We start from the raw sequence: 19663 nt of genomic DNA, 5'->3' as shown, positions 1-19663 counted from the left end.
GTCCGCAGCCCGGCCGAGGGATGCGCGGGGTGCTTGAACATCGGGGCCGGTGACGCGGATCGATCCGCGTCACCGGCCCCGATGCCGTGGCCTGCCCGGCGTCAGCGGTTCACCAGGTCAGCGGCAGGGTATTGACGAACCGGGTGAGCGCGCCGGCGATGAGCTGGTCGTCGCGGCGGGAGGGGTGCCAGTCGCAGCCGAGCTTGTCGAGCCCCAGGGCGTTGTCGTCGTAGTAGAGCGACCGGATCCGGGTGTCGCCCCGGCTGGCGCGGGTCTGCACGATCTGCTGGACGGAGCTGGCCAGCGCGGTGGTGGGGGACAGGTCGGGGTAGGTGAGCACGATGAACGTGTCGGGCCCGTACCGGCTGCGCAGCTTGTCGAGGAAGGCCAGGTAGGCGGTGCGGAAGTCGGCCGCGAGCTGGTCGATGGTGGCCCACCGTTCGCCGGGGTTGAGGGCGGTGGAGAAGTCGTTGATGCCCAGCCCGACCACCACCAGTTGCGGCTTCCAGGTCGCCGGCTTCTGCCACACCGTGCTGTTCCACAGGGCCTGGAGATCCGTCTCGTAGTAGGTGCGGAAGTTGTCGGTGCCCCCACCGTTGTAGTTGCGTACCATGCCGAGCCCCGACCAGGCGGTGAGCTGGTAGTCGGCGTTCAGGCTCTGCGCGGTCAGGGCGCCGAAGGTGACGTCGGCGTTGGAGTTGCGGGTCACCCCGCCGTTGCCGGAACAGTCGCGGGTGGTCGACATGTTGCCGTAGCCGGCGGTCCACGAGTCACCGATGAACTCGATCTGCCGGCTGCGGGGGGCGGGCTTCGCCAGGATCGCCCCGCCGGCGGCGGGGACGAGGCCGCCGAACTCGCCGACCGCCCACGGGCTCTCGGTGCGCTTGACCAGTCGTACGGTGTGCTCGCGGTCGGCCAGGTTGCGGACCCAGTAGGTGGTCCGGCCCGGCGTGACCAGGGTGGCGACGGCCGCGCCGTCGACCTGCACGAGGTAGTCGTTCTGCGAGTCGTTGAGGACGATCCCCACCCCGGTGCCCCGGAACCGGCCCTCGAAGTAGATGCCGGGCCAGGTGTACTGCGCGCTGCCGTCGACCGCCCTGACCCGTCCCACCGTCGTCGTCTGGTCGAGCGCCCCCGTCGCCGGCGGCGGTGTGGTCGGGGGCGGCGTGGTGGGCGGAGGCGTGGTGGGCGGCGGCGTGGTCGGTGGTGGGCTGGTCGGGGGCGGCGTGGTGGTCGGTGGTGCGGTGGGCCCGGTGGTACGCCCGGTGCACGGAACCCCGTTGAGGGCGAAGTCGACAGGCACCGGGTTCGCCGAGTTGTTCCAGGACGCGCCGAAGCCGAACTGGGCGCTCGCTCCGGTGCCCAGGTTGCCGTTCCAGTCCACGTTGCCGACGGTGACCCGGCCGGCGGACTGGGTCGCTGTGCCGTTCCACCACTGGCTGATCACCTGCCCGGCGGTGAAGGTCCAGGTGAGCCGCCAGCCGGTGAGCGGGTCGCCGAGGTTGGTGACGTCGACGTTCGCGCCGAATCCGCCCGGCCACTGGCTGGTCACCGTGTAGGTGACCCGGCATCCGGCCGCCGCCTGGGCGGGGACGGTGCCGACGAGGGCGGTGGCGACGACGGTGGTGGCGGCGCACAGCGACACCGCCAGTCTGAGCCGGGAACGCGTGGGTCCCATGAATGATCCTCCCGCAGGGGTGGGGCGGCGACGATTGTCGGCCGCGTCGACGAGGCGGCTCCGCCGGCGGGAGGGGTGGTCCCGGTCCGGGGGCGAACGGCCGCGTGGTGCTGGCGTGGTGTGCGGCGGACGGCGATGTGCCGTCGGCCGGCCCACCCCGGTCGTACGGTGTCCCTCGGCCCGCAGCCAGCCCGGCTCCGCTGCGGATTATCCCGTCCGGATTCGACCTCCGTCAATCGATCAGGTCGTCGGCCGGTCGGACCCCGGGGGTGCCCCGAGGAGCAATGCAACGAAGGTTGTCTATATTGACGTCCGGCGTTGAAGGGCGCAGGATCGCGGCACCACCCCCGTGATCCGCCCTGGGAGGCGTCATGCCCCGTTCCCGCCGGCCGCTGCTGCGGACCGCCACCCGGATGCTCGCGTTCGCCGCCGCCACCGCCGGTGTGCTGGCCGCCGCCGCGCCCGTCAGCGCCGCCGTCCCCACCGGACGCTACGTCGCCCTCGGCGACTCGTACACGTCCGGCCCGTTGATCCCCACCCAGGTCGACCTGAACTGCCTGCGCTCCAACCGCAACTACCCGTCCCTGGTCGCCGCGTCCGCCGGCTCGTCGCCGTTGGTCGACGTGAGCTGCTCCGGGGCCACCACCGACGACATCCGCTACGGCGGCAACGGCTCGCTGGGCCGGCCACTGCCCCCGCAGCTCGACGCGGTCACCGCGGACACCACCCTGGTGACGGTGCAGATCGGCGGCAACGACATCGGTTTCTCCAGCATCATCAGCGACTGCGCCCAGGCGAGCTTCAGCAGCCCGCTCGGCTCACCCTGCAAGAGCCTCTACACCGCCGGTGGCACCGACCAGTTGCAGGCCCGGATCACCGCCACCGCCCCGAAGGTCACCGCCGTGCTCCAGGCGGTCCGCCGGGCCGCGCCCGGCGCGCGGATCGTGGTGCTCGGCTACCCGGCGATCGTGCCGGACTCCGGGTACGGCTGCTGGCCGCTGGTGCCGATCGCCTACCAGGACGTGCCGTACCTGCGGGGTGTCGCCACGTCGCTCAACGCCATGCTGGCCGGTGCCGCCGCCGCGAACGACGCCGTCTACGCCGACGTCTACACCCCGTCGATCGGGCGGGACACCTGTAAGAGCAGCGGCACCCGGTGGGTGGAGGGCCTGGTGCCGGAGAACGCGGCGGCGCCCTTCCACCCCAACGCCCGGGGCGAGCAGGGCATGGCCACCGCCGTGCTGGCCACGCTGGACAACTGACCCGGGCTGCCGTACCGGGGGACCCCCGGTCATGTCGTGTCCCGATGCCGGGGCGATCTCATGACCGGGGGTCCTGTCGTTTTCCGTGGGTCTGGTCAGGCCACGGTGCAGGTCTGGCCGTTGAGGGTGAACGCGGTCGGCTTGGCGTTGCTGCCGGACCAGCTGGAGAGGAACCCGAAGCCCACGCTGCCGCCGGGGCTGAGCAGGCCGTTCCAGCCGGCGCTGCTGGCGGTGACCTGCGCCCCGCTCTGGGTGTAGGTGACGCCCCACGACTGGTTGAGCTGCTGACCGTTGGCGAACGACCAGCGCAGGCTCCAGCCGTTGACCGCCGTGGTGCCGGTGTTGCGGATCGTCACCTCGGCCTGGAAACCGTCCGGCCACTGGCTGGTGATCGCGTAGCTGACCTGGCAGGAGATGTTCGCAGGGGGCGGGGTGGTCGGGGCCGGGGTGGTGGGGGCCGGCGTGGTCGGGGCCGGGGTGGTCGGGGCCGGGGTGGTGGGGGTGACGGTCGGAGTGGGTGTGCTGGTCGCGCCGCTGACCCGGTAGACGACCGTCCCGTGACCCGGCACGCTGGCCGAGATGGCCCCGGTGGTGGTGCTGTTCGTGTTGGTCCACGCGTCCCGCAGGGTGAACGAGCCGCCCGACAATCCGATGGCGGCGGCGGTGGTGCTGATCGTGGTGGTGCCCGTCCCCTGGTTGAACAGGGCGACGGCGACGTCGCCGTTGGCGAGTCGTTTGGCCAGGATTCGGCGGGTGCCGTCGAAGGAGACCTGGGTGGCCTGGAGGGCGAGGGGGTCCTGGCTGATGCCGATGAGGTTGGCGTTCTTGAGGATGGTTTGGGTGGCGGTGTTCATGTTGCGGAGGTCGTTGCCGGCGATGAGGGGTGAGGCGAGGATGGCCCAGAGGGCGAAGTGGGAGCGCATTTCGGTGTCGGTCATGCCGCCGCGGCCGACTTCCATCATGTCCATGTCGTTGAAGGCGCCGGGTTTGGCGCGGGCGGCGAGGGGGACGGTGACGTCGATGATGTTTTGGATGCCCATGGGGTAGCCGTTGGTTTGGCCGCTGTTCCAGGTGTTGGTGATGTCTTCGGTGGTGCGCCACATGTTGGATACGTCGCCCCAGTCGCGTTGGGGTCCGGTTTTGGAGTGGATGCTGTTGGAGTTGATGCTGAGCACGATGGGGCGGCCGGTGGCGGCGAGGCCGTCGCGCATTTTGGCGAAGGCGCGGACCTGGTCGTCGATGGTGCCGGTGGGTGAGCACCAGTCGTATTTGAGGTAGTCGACGCCCCAGTTGGCGAATTGGCGGGCGTCTTGGGCTTCGCGTCCTTGGCTGCCGGTGGCGCCGGGGTAGGAGTTGAAGTACTGGGCGCAGGTTTTGTCGAGGGGGGCTTGGTAGATGCCGAATTTGAGTCCGCGGGCGTGGATGTAGTCGCCGAGGGCTTTCATGCCGGAGGGGAAGCGGGTCGGGTCGCCCTGGAGGTTGCCGGCGGAGTCGCGGTTGGGGTTCATCCAGCAGTCGTCGACCACGACGTACTGGTAGCCGGCGTCTTTCATGCCGGAGCTGACCATCGCGTCGGTCATCTGCCGGATCAACGCCTCGCTGATGTTGCAGCCGAACGTGTTCCAGCTGTTCCACCCCAGCGGCGGCGTCCGCGCCACACCGTTGTTCAGGGCCAGCGCCGGGGAGGTCCGCAGCGCCACCGCCGGGCCCGCCACCAGCAGCAGCCCCGCCGCCACGGCGGTCAGCAGCCGACGGCTACGGGTAGATGGTCTTCTCATGGTCTTCCGTCCGTTTCACTCGGGGATCGTGGGTGCCGGCAGGGGCGGGACGTGTCGTCGCCACCTCGGCCGGCCCTGAGGGCGCAGCGAGGTGGCGACGACACGTGCGGTGCCGGTCAGCTCGTGGTGCAGGTGAGGTTCGTCGGCGCGTTGTTGGTGCCGTTCACCGTGCCGATGAAGCCGAACGTGGTGGAGGCACCGGCGGCCAGCGCCCCGTTGTAGTCGACGTTCTTCACGGTCACGTTCGCGCCGCTCTGGGTGTGCGAGCCGCCCCAGATCTGGCTGATGGTCTGCCCGTTGGGGAACGTCCAGGACACCGTCCAACCACGGATCGCGGTCGCGCCGGCGGTCACCGTGACCTCCGCCTGGAAGCCGCCCGACCACGAGCCCGTCACCGCGTACGTCGCCCGGGCCCCCGAGGGCGCGGGGGAGCTGGTGGTCGGCACCGGCGTCGTCGGGACCGGGGTGGTCGGCGCCGGGGTGGTCGGGGTCGGCGTGGGGGTGGCGGTGGGCGTGGCGGTCGGCGTCGGGGTCGGCGTCACGCCCGGCCGGGCCGCCCGGTAGGTGTGCCCGGCCTGGACGGCGAACTGGACGACGTCGGTCTCCGGACGGGTGGTGGCCGGCACGCTGCCGTCGGCGACATCGGTGAGGGTGAAGCTGCCGGTGAACAGCCGCGACCGCACCCGCAGCGTGCCGTTGCGGTCGGCGCGGATGCCGATCTCGTCGGGCTGCCCGCTGCTCCACGCCACGCCGACGGTGTAACCGCCGCGCCCGCGCAGGCCCGCGACCTGCCCGGTGGGCCACGCGCTGGGCAGCGCGGGCAACACGTTCAGCTCACCGGTGTGGCTGTGCAGCAGCATCTCGGCGATGCCGGAGGTGGCACCGAAGTTGCCGTCGATCTGGAACGGCGGGTGCAGGTCGAACATGTTCGGCGCGAGCCGGTCGGTGCGGACCAGATCCTTCAGCAGCTTGTGGGCGCGGGCGCCGTCCTCCAACCGGGCCCAGAAATTGATCTTCCAGGCGAGGGACCAGCCGGTCCCGTCGTCACCCCGCAGCTCCAGGGTCTTGCGGGCGGCCTCGTACAGGGACGGGGTGCCCCGCTTGGTGATCTGGTTGCTGGGGTGCAGGCCGTACAGGTGGGAGACGTGCCGGTGGTTGCGCTCGGTCTCCACCCAGTCGGCCAACCACTCCTGCACGTTGCCCCGCGAACCGACCCGGGTCGGGGGGAGCCGGTCCTTGGCGGTACGCACCTGCGAGCGGAACGTGCTGTCCACATTCAGGATCTCGCTGGCGCGGGCGGCGGCGTCGAACAGGTCCCGCAGGATCTGGTTGTCCATCGTCGGCCCGGCGCAGACGCTGGCATTGGAGTGGTGCGGCAGCTCCGGGGAGTTCGACGGGTTGGTCACCAGGTAGCCCAGCGACGGGTGGGCGACAAGCGTGTCGAGGAAGAACTGGGCGGCACCCTTGAGCGCCGGGTAGTTGGTCTGGAGGAAACCCAGGTCACCGGTGAACAGGTAGTGGTCCCAGATCATCGTGCCCAGCCACGCGCCACCGGTCTGCCACATGCCCCACAGCGCACCGTCCACCACCGACGCGCCCCGCCAGGCGTCGGTGTTGTGGTGGGTGACCCAGCCGCCCGCGCCGTACTGCGCCTGGGCGACCCGGGCCCCGGTCACCGTCAGGTCCTTGACCATGTCGAAGACCGGCAGGAAACACTCGGACAGGTTGGTGGTGTCGGCCGGCCAGTAGTTCATCGGCAGGTTGGCGTTGATGGTGTACTTCGAGTCCCACGACGGCGTCAGCGAGTCGTTCCAGATGCCCTGGAGGTTCGCCGGCTGGGTGCCCGGTCGCGAGGACGAGATCAGCAGGTACCGCCCGAACTGGAACAGCAGCGCGGCGAACTGCGGGTCGTTGCTGCTCGCGTGCTGCGCGATCCGCACGTCGGTGGTCTGGTCGGCCGCGGCCGTACGACCCAGGTTGATGCTCACCCGGTTGAACAGCGCCTGGTAGTCGGCCAGGTGCCGGCTGCGCAACTGCTCGATGGCAACACCCTTGGCGGCGTTGAGCCGGGTACGGGCGATGCCCTGGTAGTCGCCGTTGACGGTGCGGTAGTTGACGTAACTGGAGCCGATCGAGATCAGGATGGTGACGCTGGTGGCCCCGGAGACCCGCAGGGTGCCGCCGGAGCTGCTGACCGTGCCCCCGGTCGCGGCGGCGTTGGCCAGGGCCAGGAACCGGACCGAGCCGGTGACCCCCTCCTGGCTGCCGGAGATGCCGTCCAGCCCGATGGTGGCGGAGTCCGGGCTCGACACGGTGGTGCGCTGCGGACTGTCGAACGTGGCGGAGAACGTGATCGCGTTGGCCCGGTCGGCGGTCAACCGCACCACGATCACCTGGTCGGGCGCGCTGGCGAAGACCTCCCGCTGGTGCCGTACGCCGCCCAGCACGTAGGTCGTGGTGACCGTGGCGGTGGTGAGGTCGAGGGTGCGGACGTACTGGCTCGCCCCGCTGGCCGACCCGAAGGCCAGCCGCAGGTTGCCCACCGTCTGGTATGCGAGCTGACCACCCGGGTTGCCCATCATCGTCTGGTTGATCAGGTCCTGCGCCGAGGTCCACTGGTCGGCGAAGACCCGTCGCCGGATCTCGGCCAGGTTGGCCGCGCCCCGGGTGTTGGCCGAGTCGTACGGGCCACCGGCCCAGACGGTGTCCTCGTTGAGCTGGAGCCGTTCGGTGTCGACGTTGCCGAACACCATCGCACCGAGCCGGCCGTTGCCGATCGGCAGCGCACGCAGCCAGTCGGTGCCGGCCCCTTCGTCGTACCACAGGGCCAGGTCGTTCGCGGCCAGCACCTGCGGTGGTGCGGCCGAACCGGCGCGGGCGGTGGCGGACCAGGCGACCGGGACCAGCGCGGCGCCGGCCCCCACCGCTCCGGCCTTGAGGATGTTCCTTCGGGTCACTTCAGACATGTTCTCTCCCAGGGGTGCGGATCAGAGCCGGGTGCGGATGGGGGAGGGCGGCACTGGTGGCCGCCGCCGTGGACCCGGTGCCGGGGACACGGTCGACCGCCACCCGGCCCGGACCGGTATTCCGATCGGCCGCAGCGGAAACCCTGCTGTTATCGCTAACAGGCGCGGCCCGTCGCGCCCTGACGTCGGCATCCATGACTACCGTGACGGCGCGTCGAGCTCCCGGCGGCGCACCATCTCGCCACATATGGACTCTCGTGGATTCCTTGGGCTCCGTCAAGATATGACGGCCATGTTGCGCGAATGTTCCTGGCCCGGTCCGGAGGTCCGCGTCGTCGTCCGCCGGCCGCCCCGGGTGGTTGTCGGCCGGCGTCCGGAATGGCCCGACGGGCCGCCGTCCAGCTCGGGCGTGCGGGTGGGATGCCAGCTCAGGACCGGTTCTCCGGCGGCACCTGGCCGACGGGGCGGGACGTCCGCGCGACACCGGGCGGCGGTGCCGCCCTTGAATCGGCGGACGGCCTTCCGTAGCATCCGGGTTTGCGAAATGTTATCGCAAACATTTCTGGGGCGCGGCAACCCACCCCGGCGTCGTCCACCGTGCCTGTGCCTGTGCCGTCGAGGAGGTGCCGCGCGGTGTCCACCGGAGCGTCCTACCGCAACCCGGTCGTCCCCGGATTCCACCCCGACCCGAGCGTCTGCCGGGTCAGCGCGGACTACTACCTGGTCTGCTCCAGCTTCGAGTACTTCCCGGGGGTGCCCCTGCTGCACAGCCGCGACCTGGTCACCTGGCGGCAGATCGGCAACATCCTGGACCGGCCCGGCCAGCTGGCGCTCCCCGCCGACACCGAGGCGTCCCGGGGCATCTTCGCGCCCACCCTGCGCCACCACGACGGCCGGTTCTGGCTGGTCACCACCAACGTCAGCCTGGGTCGGCACCTCATCGTCACCGCGCCGGAACCCACCGGCCCCTGGTCCGACCCGGTCTACCTCGACCTGCCGCACGTCGACCCCTCGCTGGCCTGGGACGACGACGGCACCTGCTGGCTGACCACCTCCGGCGTGGACGCCTACCGGATCGACCCGGACGGCGGCCGGGTGCTGGAGGGGCCGATCCCCCTGTGGTCGGGCACCGGCGGCCAGTACCCGGAGGCCCCGCACCTCTACCGGATCGACGGCTGGTGGTACCTGCTGCTCTCCGAGGGCGGCACGCACACCGGCCACGCCGTCTCGGTCGCCCGCTCCCGCAGCCCGCGTGGCCCGTTCACCCCCGCGCCGGCCAACCCGATCCTCACCCACCGGAGCACCGACCTTCCGGTGCAGGCCACCGGGCACGGTGACCTGGTCCAGGCGCTCGACGGCAGCTGGTGGCTGGTCCTGCTCGGCATCCGGGCCCGGGGCCAGTGGCCGCCCTACCACGTCCTCGGCCGGGAGACCTTCCTCGCCCCGGTGCGCTGGGTCGACGGCTGGCCGGTCGTTGACCCGGTCCGGGAGATCACCGCCGCGCCCCCCGGCAGCGCCCCGGCCGGTGCCGCCCCGGCCGGCCCGGACGCCTTCCACGACGACTTCGACGCGGCCGTCCTCGCGCCCGAGTGGATCTCGCCCCGCAGCCGCCCGGACGACTGCTGGTCGCTGACCGACCGGCCGGGCTGGCTCACCCTGCACGCCGTGGGCGCGACCCTCGACCTCGCCGGTGCGACGATCGTGGCGCTGCGGCAGCGGTACCACGACAGCCGGACCAGCGTGCGGGTCGACCCGGGCACCGGCACCGCCGGGCTCACCATCCGCATCGACGAGGCGCACCACTACGACCTGGAGGTCCGGGCCGGCATCGTCCGGGTGGTCGGCCGGGCCGGGCCGTTCCGGCAGGTCTTCGCCACCCACGCCGTGCCGGACGGCCCGGTGGTCCTGACGGTCGCCACCCGTACCCACGACATCTACCCGCCGACCGTCACCTCCGCCGCCGACCTGGCGGCCCGGACCGCGCCCCGGGGGGTACGCGCGGCCGGCTGCGACATGGTCACCTTCGAGGTGGCGGGCCCGGCCGGCCCTGTCGTGCTGGCCGAACTCGACGGGCGCTACCTGTCCACCGAGGTCGCCGCCGGGTTCACCGGCCGGGTCGTCGGCATGTACGTCACCGGGGGCAGCGCGGCGTTCGACTGGTTCACCCACCGGCCGGCGGCGGCACCGCACTGAGCGGGAGCCGGCGCGGTCGGGGACCCTCGCCGGTGCCCGGGCGGTCACGCCGGCGCACGTAGACTTCCCTGTGTGATCGAGGAAGGTCGACGTCGCCGCTCCCGCAAGCCCCGGCGCGGCGACCTGCCCCTCGCCACGATCGCCGAACTCGCCGGGGTGTCCCCGCCGACGGTCTCCAAGGTGCTCAACGGCCGCCGGGGGGTGGGTGAGCAGACCCGGCAGCGGGTGGAGGCGCTGCTGCGCGACCACGGCTACCGCCGTCGACCGCCCGGAAGCGTGACGCCCTGCATCGAGGTGGTCTTCCACCAGATGCTCTCCTCGATCGCCATGCCGATCCTGCGCGGGGTGCAGGAGGTCGCCGGCCCCCGGGACCACACGGTCGGCTTCACCGACGTGCAGCACCGCCTGTGGGCCGGGCAGCCCTGGGCGCAGGCGCTGCTGCTGCGCCAACCGGCCGCCGTGATCACGGTCTTCTCCCTGGTGACGGCCGAGGACGGGGCGAGTTTCGCCGCCGCCGGCATTCCGCTGGTGGCCGTCGACCCGGTGGGCAACCTGTTCCCCGTCCCCGCCGTCGGGTCGGGCAACTGGAGCGGGGCGCTGTCGGCCACCCGCCATCTCGTCGACCTCGGCCACCGGCGGATCGGGGTGCTCACCGGCCCGGTCCGGGACCTGTCGGCGCGGGCCCGCCGCGACGGCTTCCGGGCCGCGCTGGACTACGCGGGCGTGCCGTTCGACGAGCGGCTCGAACGCAGCGGCGTGTTCACCTTCGAGGACGGCCTGCGGCTCGGCGTCGAGCTGCTCGCCGGGGCCGCGCCGCCCACCGCCGTGGTCTGCGGCAACGACCTCCAGGCGCTGGGCGTCTACGCGGCGGCCCGGGAGGCGGGCCTGCGGATCCCCGACGACCTCAGCGTCGTCGGCTTCGACGACGTCGACGAGGCGGCCTGGCTGGCGCCGCCGCTGACCACGGTGCGGCAGCCGTTCGGGGAGATCGGGGCCACCGCCGCCCGCCTGGCGCTGGCCCTGGCCGACGGCCAGCCGCTGGTGCAGGACCGGTACGAGCTCGGCACGTCGCTGGTGGTGCGGGGCAGCACCGCGCCACCCCGTCGCCGCTGAGCCCACCCGTCCGCTCCCGCCCGACCCGCTTCCGTCGTCCCGGCCGGTCGCACGGGGGTGAGGGTTGCGTCACCCGGGGGAGGGAGGTCCGCCGCCACGCCGGTCATAAACTTGATTTGCTCCAGAACAGCGGACTATGGTCGAGCCATGACGGCCGACCTCGAGGCACGGTTACGGGCGGCCTCGCTGCGCGTGACCCGGCCCCGACTGGCCGTGCTCGCCGCGCTGCGGGACCATCCGCACGTCGACACCGACACGGTGATCGCGCTGGTCCGGTCCGACCTGCCCACGGTCTCCCACCAGGCGGTCTACGACGTGCTGCGGGCCCTCACCGAGGCCGGCCTGGTGCGCCGCATCCAGCCGGGCCGGTCCACCGCGCGCTACGAGGCGCGGGTGGGGGACAACCATCACCACGTCGTCTGCCGCTCCTGCGGTGTGATCGCCGACGTCGACTGCGCCGTCGGTCACGTTCCTTGCCTCACCGCCTCCGACGACCACGGCTTCGTGGTCGACGAGGCGGAGGTCGTCTACTGGGGCACCTGCCCCGACTGCGCGGCCGACCGCATCTCCCAGTGATCCACCAGTTCGGAAGGAAGTACATGAGCGACACCCAGGACAACGCCCCCGCCAGTGCGCAGGGCGTGGACCAGAAGGCGGCGGCCGGCTGCCCGGTCGCGCACGACTCGGTGACCGCGCAGGGTAGCGAGAGCGAGAACCCGGCGATCGACTCCCCGAAGCCGAAGACCGGAGGGCGTCCGCGTACCAACCGGGACTGGTGGCCCAACCAGCTCGACCTCTCGGTCCTGCACGCCCACTCGGCCAAGGGCAACCCGCTGGGGGAGGACTTCAGCTACGCGCAGGAGTTCGCCAAGCTCGACGTCGAGGCCCTCAAGCGGGACATCACCGAGGTGCTCACCACCTCGCAGGACTGGTGGCCGGCCGACTTCGGCCACTACGGCGGCCTGATGATCCGGATGAGCTGGCACGCCGCCGGCACGTACCGGATCGAGGACGGCCGCGGTGGCGCGGGTGACGGCGGGCAGCGGTTCGCGCCGCTGAACAGCTGGCCGGACAACGCCAACCTGGACAAGGCCCGCCGGCTGCTCTGGCCGGTCAAGCAGAAGTACGGCCAGCAGATCTCCTGGGCCGACCTGCTCGTGCTCGCCGGCAACGTGGCCCTGGAGTCGATGGGCTTCACGACCTTCGGCTTCGGCTTCGGCCGGCAGGACGTGTGGGAGCCCGAGGAGATCTTCTGGGGCCCGGAGGACACCTGGCTCGGCGACGAGCGCTACGCCTCCGAGAAGGAGATGGCGGCCGGCGTCGGGGCGACCGAGATGGGCCTGATCTACGTCAACCCGGAGGGCCCGCGCGGCAACGCCGACCCGGCTGCGGCGGCGCACTTCATCCGGGAGACCTTCCGCCGGATGGCGATGAACGACGAGGAGACCGTCGCGCTGATCGCCGGCGGCCACACCTTCGGCAAGACCCACGGCGCGGGCGTCGCCGACGACCACGTCGGGCCCGAGCCCGAGGGCGCCCCGCTGGAGGCGCAGGGCCTGGGCTGGCTGAGCACCCACGGCAGCGGCAAGGGCGGGGACACCATCACCAGCGGTCTGGAGGTCACCTGGACCGACCGGCCGACGCAGTGGAGCAACCGCTTCTTCGAGATCCTCTTCGGCTACGAGTGGGAGCTGACCACCAGCCCCGGTGGGGCCAAGCAGTGGGTCGCCAAGGGCGCCGAGGCGATCATCCCGGACGCCCACGACCCGGCCAAGAAGCACAAGCCGACGATGCTCACCACCGACCTGTCGCTGCGCGTCGACCCGGCGTACGAGAAGATCTCGCGGCGCTTCCTGGAGCACCCCGACGAGTTCGCGCTGGCGTTCGCCAAGGCCTGGTACAAGCTGCTGCACCGTGACATGGGCCCGGTCAGCCGCTTCCTCGGCCCCTGGGTCGCCGAGCCTCAGCTCTGGCAGGACCCGGTGCCGGCCGTCGACCACGAGCTGGTGTCCGACGCCGACGTCGCCGCGCTCAAGGCGAAGGTGCTCGACTCCGGCCTGAGCACCGCGCAGCTGGTCAGCACCGCCTGGGCCTCGGCGGCGACCTTCCGGCACACCGACAAGCGCGGTGGCGCCAACGGCGCGCGGATCCGGCTCGAACCGCAGCGCAGCTGGGAGGTCAACCAGCCCGAGCAGCTCGCCACGGTGCTGGCTACCCTGGAGGGGATCCGGCGCGAGTTCAACGACGCCGGTGGCGCGAAGATCTCCCTCGCTGACCTGATCGTGCTGGCCGGCTCGGCCGCCGTCGAGCAGGCCGCCCGTGCCGCGGGTGTCGAGGTGACCGTGCCGTTCCGGCCGGGCCGCACCGACGCCAGCCAGGAGCAGACCGACGTCGAGTCGTTCGCCGTGCTGGAGCCGCGCGCCGACGGGTTCCGCAACTACCTGCGTCCGGGTGAGAAGACCCAGCCGGAGGTGCTGCTCGTCGACCGGGCGTACATGCTCAACCTGACCGCGCCGGAGATGACCGTCCTCGTCGGCGGCCTGCGGGCCCTCGGCAACAACGTGGGCGGCACGGCGCACGGCGTGCTGACCGACCGGCCGGGCGTGCTCAGCAACGACTTCTTCGCCAACCTGCTCTCCCCGGGCACCCGGTGGAAGGCGTCGGAGTCCGAGGAGCACGTCTACGAGATCCGGGACCTGGCCACCGACGAGGTGAAGTGGACCGCCACCGCGGTCGACCTCATCTTCGGCTCCAACTCCCAGCTGCGCGCCCTCGCCGAGGTCTACGCCAGCCAGGACGCGGGCGCCAAGTTCGTGACCGATTTCGTGGCGGCCTGGACGAAGGTCATGGAGCTGGACCGGTTCGACCTGTCCTGATCCGACCGTGCTGTGCGGGCCCCGGCCGATCGGCCGGGGCCCGTCCGGCTTTCGGCGGCGGATGGGGGCGGGTGGGGGCGACCCCTGCTTCCCACAGGACGAACGACGCCGGGCCGGAAGCTAAAACTGCGTGACACGTAATATTGCGTGTCACGCAGTTTTGGTTATGCTGGGTGGGTGAGCGGGCTACGGGAGCGCAAGAAGGCCGAGACGCGGGCGGCGCTGAGCTGGGCGGCCATCCGGCTGACCGTCGTCCGGGGCTTCGACAACGTCCTGGTGGAGGACATCGCCCAGGCCGTGGGCGTGTCCCCGCGTACGTTCAACAACTACTTCTCCAGCAAGGCCGAGGCGATCGCCTTCCGGCACCTCGACCGCAGCCGGCGGGTGGCCGAGGCGCTGCGCCGACGGCCGGCCGACGAACCCCTCTGGTCGGCGCTGATCGCGGCGACGCTTACCCGCTTCGCCCCCGGCCCCGAGGTCGCCGAGTCGCCGCCGAGCCCACACACCGAGTGGGTCGAGGGGCTCGCGGTGATGCTGGCCGAACCGGCGTTGCAGGGCGAGATGCTGCGCGCGGGCGCGATCGCCGAGGCCGACCTGGCCGCGGCCGTCGCCGAACGCACCGGCACCGACCCCGACCGCGACCTCTACCCCCACCTCGTGGCGGCCAGTGTGACCGCCGCCGTGAACGCGGCGATCCGGCACTACCTGCGTGCCGATCCGCCCGTTTCGATGCAGCGGTTGCTCCCCGACGCGCTGGCCCAACTCGCCGCCGGCCTGCCGGCGCCCACGCCGCGGTGACCACGTCCCCTGCGTCGCCTCGGCCGTGTCCCTGCCCTGTTCCCGTCCCCGCCCGCTTCCCGTGCCGCCGCTGACCGTGCATCCCTGACCGTGCGTCGGCCGGCCCGACCGCGCCGTCTGCCTCATCCGCGCACCGCGACGACCGCCCGCGCTGAATCGCCCACGCCCGGCCCACCACGTCCACCCTCGCCCCCGTCGGGGTGTCCTGTCCTGCCCACGGTCCGCCGCCGCAGTGGCGAGCGGATCCACCCCACCCTGGAAGGGATCTTGCGATGATCGATGTCGTGATCGTCGGCGCCGGCCCCAACGGTCTCCTGCTCGCCGCCGAACTGGCCCTGGCCGGCGTCCGGCCCCTCGTCTGCGAACGGCTGTCCGCCCCCACCACCGAGCAGCGCGCCAACGGACTGGTCGGGCAGGTGGTCCGGACGCTCGACCGGCGGGGCCTGCACCACCGCCTCGTCGACGACCCGGCACCGCCGCAGCCCGCGCCCGGGTTCGTCTTCGGCGCGCTGCCGCTGGACCTGCGGGCGGTGCCGGACAACCCGCTGTACCTGCTCCAGGCCCCGCAGAAACACCTGGAACGGGTGCTCGCCGAACGGGCCGCCGAACTGGGCGTACAGGTCCGCCGGGGACACGAGGTGACCGGGCTGACCCAGGAGGTGGACGACGTACGCGTGACGTTCTCCGACGGCACCACCCTGCGCTGCCGCTACCTGGTCGGCGCGGACGGCGGGCACAGCGTCATACGCCGGCTGGCCGGGATCGGCTTCCCCGGCGTGTCCACCGACCGCACCGTCTCCCGAACCGCCCAGGTCAGCCTGCCTGCGGAGCTGGTCGACCCGGCGACCGGCGACCTCGTGGTCCCCGGGTACGGCACCGTCGCACCGTTCCGGCACACCCGTACCGAGCGGGGACTGATCGTGTGGGCCCCCTTCACCGGGCGTCCGGCGGGCCTCAGCACGATCGAGTGGCCCGAGTCGACGCGGTTCGACGGGCCGTTGACCCTCGCCGAGCTGCGCGCCAGCGTCGCCCGGGTGCTCGGGGTCGACGTGCCGATCGATCCGCCGACCGGCCCCGGGCCGCACCTGCTGCGCCGACTGGTGGGGGGCAACACCCGGCTCGCCGAGCGGTACCGCGCCGGGCGGGTGCTGCTGCTCGGCGACGCCGCCCATGTCCACTCTGCGATCGGCGGGCCGGGACTCAACCTCGGCCTGCAGGACGCGGTGAACCTGGGCTGGAAGCTGGCCGCCCAGGTGCACGGCCGGGCCCCGGCCGGGCTGTTGGACTCCTACGAGGCGGAACGCCGACCGGTGGCGCACCGGGTCACCATGTCCACCCAGGCCCAGTCGGCGCTGATCGCCCCCGGCAGCGAGGTCACCGCGCTGCGGGTGCTCCTCGGCGAACTGCTCGACCGGCCGGAGAACGCGGCCCACGTCGCCGCCCTGCTGGCCGGAGCGGACGTTCGCTATCCGATGGGCGACGCCGACGGGCCGCTGGTCGGACGCTTCGCACCCGACCTGGTGTGGCACACCGGCACCGGCCCGGTCCGGCTGGCCGAGCTGACCCGGACCGCCCGGCCGCTGCTGCTCGACCCCACCGGCGTCCACGCCGGAGCGGCCGGGCCGTGGCGGGACCGGGTCGACGTGCTCACCGGCCGGTTCACGTCGGACGGCGCGACGGCCGACGCGCCCGGCGACGCCATGCCGACCGCGCTGCTGCTGCGCCCGGACTGCTACGTAGCCTGGCAGTCCCCGCCGGACGGGCCGGACGCCGACGGGTTGACCGCCGCGCTCACCCGCTGGTTCGGCCCCCCGAGCGCCGAGCGGGGTCGACGTGGTTCGGCCGGCCCGGCGGGGGAGGGTGCCGGGCCGGCCGATGCGGAGCGTCGGGTCAGTCCCGCTGGATGACCATCCCGGCGCCCACGGTGCGGTTGGTGGTCTCGTCGATGATGACGAAACCGCCCGTGGTGCGGTTGCGGTGGTAGTCGTCCACCAGCAACGGCACGGTGGTGCGCAGCCTGATCCGGCCGATCTCGTTGAGCGCGAGCGCGGTGCTGGTCTCGTCCCGGTGCAGGGTGTTGACGTCGAGCCGGTAGTGCAGCTCGCGGACGATGGCGCGCGCTGAACGGGTGGTGTGCTTGACGACGTACCGGCCGCCGATCTCCAGCGGGCGGGTCTCGTCCATCCAGCAGACCATCGCCTCGATGTCCTGCGAGACGGTCGGGGCGTTGTTCGGTCGGCAGATCATGTCGCCCCGGGAGACGTCGATCTCGTCGTCGAGGCGGACGGTGACCGACATCGGGGGGAACGCCTCGTCGACGGGTCCGTCGGCGGTGTCGATGGCGGCGATCCGGCTGGTGAACCCCGACGGCAGGACCATCACCTCGTCGCCGGGCTTGAGCACCCCGGAGGCGACCTGCCCGGCGTAGCCCCGGTAGTCGGTGACGGTGGTCGACTGGGGGCGGATCACGTACTGCACCGGGAACCGGACGTCGACCAGGTTGCGGTCCGAGGCGATGTGCACGTGCTCCAGGTGGTGCAGCAGCGACGGGCCCTCGTACCACGGCATGTTCTCCGACCGGGCGGCGATGTTGTCACCCTGGAGCGCCGACACCGGGATCACCGCGAGGTCGGGCACGTCGAGCTTGGCCGCGAAGGCGGTGAACTCGTCGGCGATGCGTTCGAAGACCTCCTGGGAGAAGTCGACCAGGTCCATCTTGTTGACGCACAGCACCAGGTGCGGCACCCGCAGCAGCGAGCACAGGAACGCGTGCCGCCGCGACTGCTCCACCAGACCCTTACGCGCGTCCACCAGGACCAGGGTGAGGTCGGCGGTGGACGCGCCGGTGACCATGTTGCGGGTGTACTGGGTGTGCCCGGGGGTGTCGGCGATGATGAACTTGCGCCGGGGGGTGGCGAAGTACCGGTACGCGACGTCGATGGTGATGCCCTGTTCCCGTTCGGCCCGCAGGCCGTCGGTGAGCAACGCCAGGTTGGTGTACTCGTCGCCCCGGGCCGCGCTGACCGCCTCCACCGCGGCCAACTGGTCGGTGAACAACGACTTCGTGTCGTACAGCAGCCGACCGATCAGGGTCGACTTGCCGTCGTCCACACTGCCCGCCGTGGCGAACCGCAGCAGGTCCATCGGTCGGGCCTCGGCCGGGGAACCGGCCGGTGCCAGCATCTCGGTGCTCATCAGAAGTAGCCCTCCCGCTTGCGGTCCTCCATGGCGGCCTCGCTGACCCGGTCGTCGCCCCGGGTGGCACCCCGCTCGGTGATCCGCGTCGACGCGACCTCGTCGATCACCTTCTCCACCGTGTCCGCGTCGGAGCGGACGGCGGCGGTGCACGACGCGTCCCCGACGGTGCGGTACCGCACCCGGGCGGTGAAGGGTTCCTCGCCCGCGCGGGGGGTGAAGAACTCGTTGACGGCGTAGAGCATGCCGTCGCGTTCGACGACCTCCCGGTCGTGCGCGTAGTAGATCGACGGCAACGGCACCCGCTCCCGGGCGATGTAGTGCCAGATGTCCAACTCGGTCCAGTTCGACAACGGGAACACCCGGATCGACTCACCCGGATGATGCCGACCGTTGTACAACGACCACAACTCCGGCCGCTGGTTCTTCGGATCCCACTGCCCGAACTCGTCCCGGAACGAGAACACCCGCTCCTTCGCCCGCGCCTTCTCCTCGTCCCGCCGCGCCCCACCGAACAACGCGTCGAACCGGTGCTTCTCCACCGCGTCCAACAACACCGGCGTCTGGATCCGGTTCCGCATCCCGTCACCCGACTCACGGACCAGGCCCCGGGTCAGCGCCTCCGGCACGCTCGCCACGATCAGGTGCAGGTTCAGCTCGGTCACCCGCTGGTCGCGGTAGTCGAGCACCTCCGGGAAGTTGTGCCCGGTGTCGACGTGCATCACCGGGAACGGGATGCCGGCCGGGGCGAACGCCTTCTGCGCCAGCCGCAGCATCACGATCGAGTCCTTGCCACCGGAGAAGAGCAGCACCGGCCGCTCCATCTCGGCGACCACCTCACGCATCACGAAGATGCTCTCCGCCTCCAACTCGTCGAGCTGGGAGACCTGGTACGCAGCCGATCCGCTGCTCATCGCGGGTCCTTTCCGGGGTGGGGGACGGGGGAACCGGAGGTGGCCGCCGTGCCGGCCAGTTGCCGCCGCAGCGCGGCGAGCAGCGGCACGGCCAGCTCGCCGCGACAGACCAGCAGGTCCGGCAGCCGGGGGTCCGCCTCGTTGTAGGTCAGCGCGGAACCGTCGATGCGGGAGGCGTGGAACCCGGCGGCCGTGGCCACCGCCACCGGTGCGGCGGAGTCCCACTCGTACTGGCCGCCCGCGTGGATGTAGGCGTCCACGTCACCGGTCACCACCGCCGCGATCTTCGCCCCCGCCGAACCCATCGGCACCAGTTCCGCGCCGACCTCCCCGGCCAGCGCGGCCAGGAACGCGGGGGGACGGCTGCGGCTGGCCGCCAACCGGATCACCCCGTCGGGCGGGGGCGGCGCGGCCGGCAGCGCGTCGGCGACGTCGGTGGTCAGCACCCGGCCCTGCGCCGGCAAGGCGACCGCACCGGCGACCAGCCCGTGCGGGGTCGCCGCGTCGCGGGCCCAGAGCGCCACGTGCACTGCCCAGTCGGCGCGGCCCTGCTCGGAGAACTCCCGGGTGCCGTCCAGCGGGTCGACGATCCACACCCGCTCGGCGGTCCGCCGGGACACGCCGTCGCCGGTGTCCACCAGCCGGGAACCCTCGTCCTCCTCGGAGAGCACCGCGTCGGCCGGCCGGCACCGGGCCAGCTCGGCCCGCAGGAGGTCGTGGGCGGCCCGGTCACCGGCGGCCTTCAACGCGGCGGGGTCGGCGTGACCGTGGTCGGCGCGTACCCGTAGCAGCAGCTCACCGGCGTGGGCGGCGAGCCGGCGGGCGAGCGCCACGTCGGATTCGGCGATGGTGGGGTCAACCATGGCAACTCCTCGACCTGTCGGGTACGC

13 protein-coding genes are annotated in these 19663 nt (G+C 72.1%); 7 read left to right on the top strand and 6 right to left on the bottom strand.

The genetic code is table 11. From position 1 onward, the window contains the following. Nucleotides 1–109 precede the first annotated feature (109 nt). Nucleotides 110–1678: a cellulose binding domain-containing protein gene (locus JQX11_RS01990; protein WP_204923184.1), complete on the bottom strand. Its 1569-nt coding sequence runs from the start codon at nt 1676–1678 to the stop codon at nt 110–112. 371 nt (nt 1679–2049) lie between these two features. Between JQX11_RS01990 and JQX11_RS01985 the strand changes: the two genes are divergently transcribed. Next, nucleotides 2050–2940 (top strand): SGNH/GDSL hydrolase family protein, encoded by an 891-nt coding sequence (locus JQX11_RS01985; protein WP_204923183.1) that lies wholly within the window; start codon nt 2050–2052, stop codon nt 2938–2940. Nucleotides 2941–3035: 95 nt separating this feature from the next. Here JQX11_RS01985 and JQX11_RS01980 read toward each other — a convergent pair whose 3' ends face one another. Further along, entirely contained in the window at nt 3036–4718 is a 1683-nt protein-coding gene (locus tag JQX11_RS01980) for a cellulose binding domain-containing protein (protein ID WP_204923182.1), read from the bottom strand. A gap of 116 nt (nt 4719–4834) precedes the next feature. Further along, entirely contained in the window at nt 4835–7684 is a 2850-nt protein-coding gene (locus JQX11_RS01975; RefSeq protein WP_204923181.1) for a glycosyl hydrolase family 95 catalytic domain-containing protein, read from the bottom strand. A gap of 633 nt (nt 7685–8317) precedes the next feature. On the opposite strand from JQX11_RS01975, the gene JQX11_RS01970 reads away from it, so the two are divergent. The 6 genes from JQX11_RS01970 (at nt 8318) to JQX11_RS01945 (ending at nt 16571) form a co-directional block, all read left to right on the top strand. Further along, nucleotides 8318–9877 carry a glycoside hydrolase family 43 protein gene (locus tag JQX11_RS01970; RefSeq protein ID WP_204923180.1) on the top strand — a complete coding sequence of 520 codons (1560 nt, stop codon included), beginning with the start codon at nt 8318–8320 and terminating at the stop codon, nt 9875–9877. A gap of 72 nt (nt 9878–9949) precedes the next feature. Beyond that, nucleotides 9950–10990, top strand: a complete 1041-nt coding sequence (locus JQX11_RS01965) for a LacI family DNA-binding transcriptional regulator (protein ID WP_204923179.1) — start codon at nt 9950–9952, stop codon at nt 10988–10990. A 147-nt stretch (nt 10991–11137) separates the two neighbouring features. Beyond that, complete coding sequence (locus JQX11_RS01960) at nt 11138–11566, top strand: Fur family transcriptional regulator (RefSeq protein ID WP_204923178.1); 429 nt, start codon at nt 11138–11140, stop codon at nt 11564–11566. Between the two features lie 23 nt (nt 11567–11589). Beyond that, entirely contained in the window at nt 11590–13866 is a 2277-nt protein-coding gene (gene katG / locus JQX11_RS01955; RefSeq protein WP_204923177.1) for a catalase/peroxidase HPI, read from the top strand. Between the two features lie 177 nt (nt 13867–14043). Next, on the top strand, nt 14044–14664 hold the full coding sequence (locus tag JQX11_RS01950) for an acyl-CoA-like ligand-binding transcription factor (RefSeq protein WP_204923176.1): 621 nt from the start codon (nt 14044–14046) through the stop codon (nt 14662–14664). Between the two features lie 272 nt (nt 14665–14936). Further along, nucleotides 14937–16571, top strand: a complete 1635-nt coding sequence (locus tag JQX11_RS01945; RefSeq protein WP_204923175.1) for an FAD-dependent monooxygenase — start codon at nt 14937–14939, stop codon at nt 16569–16571. On the opposite strand, the gene JQX11_RS01940 is transcribed toward JQX11_RS01945, so the two are convergent. The 3 genes from JQX11_RS01940 to JQX11_RS01930 are packed head-to-tail and all read right to left on the bottom strand — an operon-like array spanning nt 16555 to nt 19636. Beyond that, a complete protein-coding gene (locus tag JQX11_RS01940) occupies nt 16555–17859 on the bottom strand; it encodes a sulfate adenylyltransferase subunit 1 (protein ID WP_204923174.1) in 1305 nt (434 codons plus the stop codon). The genes JQX11_RS01945 and JQX11_RS01940 overlap by 17 nt on opposite strands. Then, nucleotides 17859–18773, bottom strand: a complete 915-nt coding sequence (gene cysD, locus JQX11_RS01935; RefSeq protein ID WP_204923173.1) for a sulfate adenylyltransferase subunit CysD — start codon at nt 18771–18773, stop codon at nt 17859–17861. The genes JQX11_RS01940 and cysD overlap by 1 nt, the downstream gene beginning before the upstream one ends. Beyond that, nucleotides 18770–19636 (bottom strand): 3'(2'),5'-bisphosphate nucleotidase CysQ, encoded by an 867-nt coding sequence (locus JQX11_RS01930; RefSeq protein WP_204923172.1) that lies wholly within the window; start codon nt 19634–19636, stop codon nt 18770–18772. Before JQX11_RS01930 ends, cysD begins: the two co-directional genes overlap by 4 nt. Nucleotides 19637–19663: the final 27 nt, after the last annotated feature.

The organism is Micromonospora humida, assembly GCF_016901255.1.
Taxonomy (GTDB): Bacteria; Actinomycetota; Actinomycetes; order Mycobacteriales; family Micromonosporaceae; genus Micromonospora; species Micromonospora wenchangensis.
This window is presented reverse-complemented; position numbering and strand designations above follow the sequence as displayed.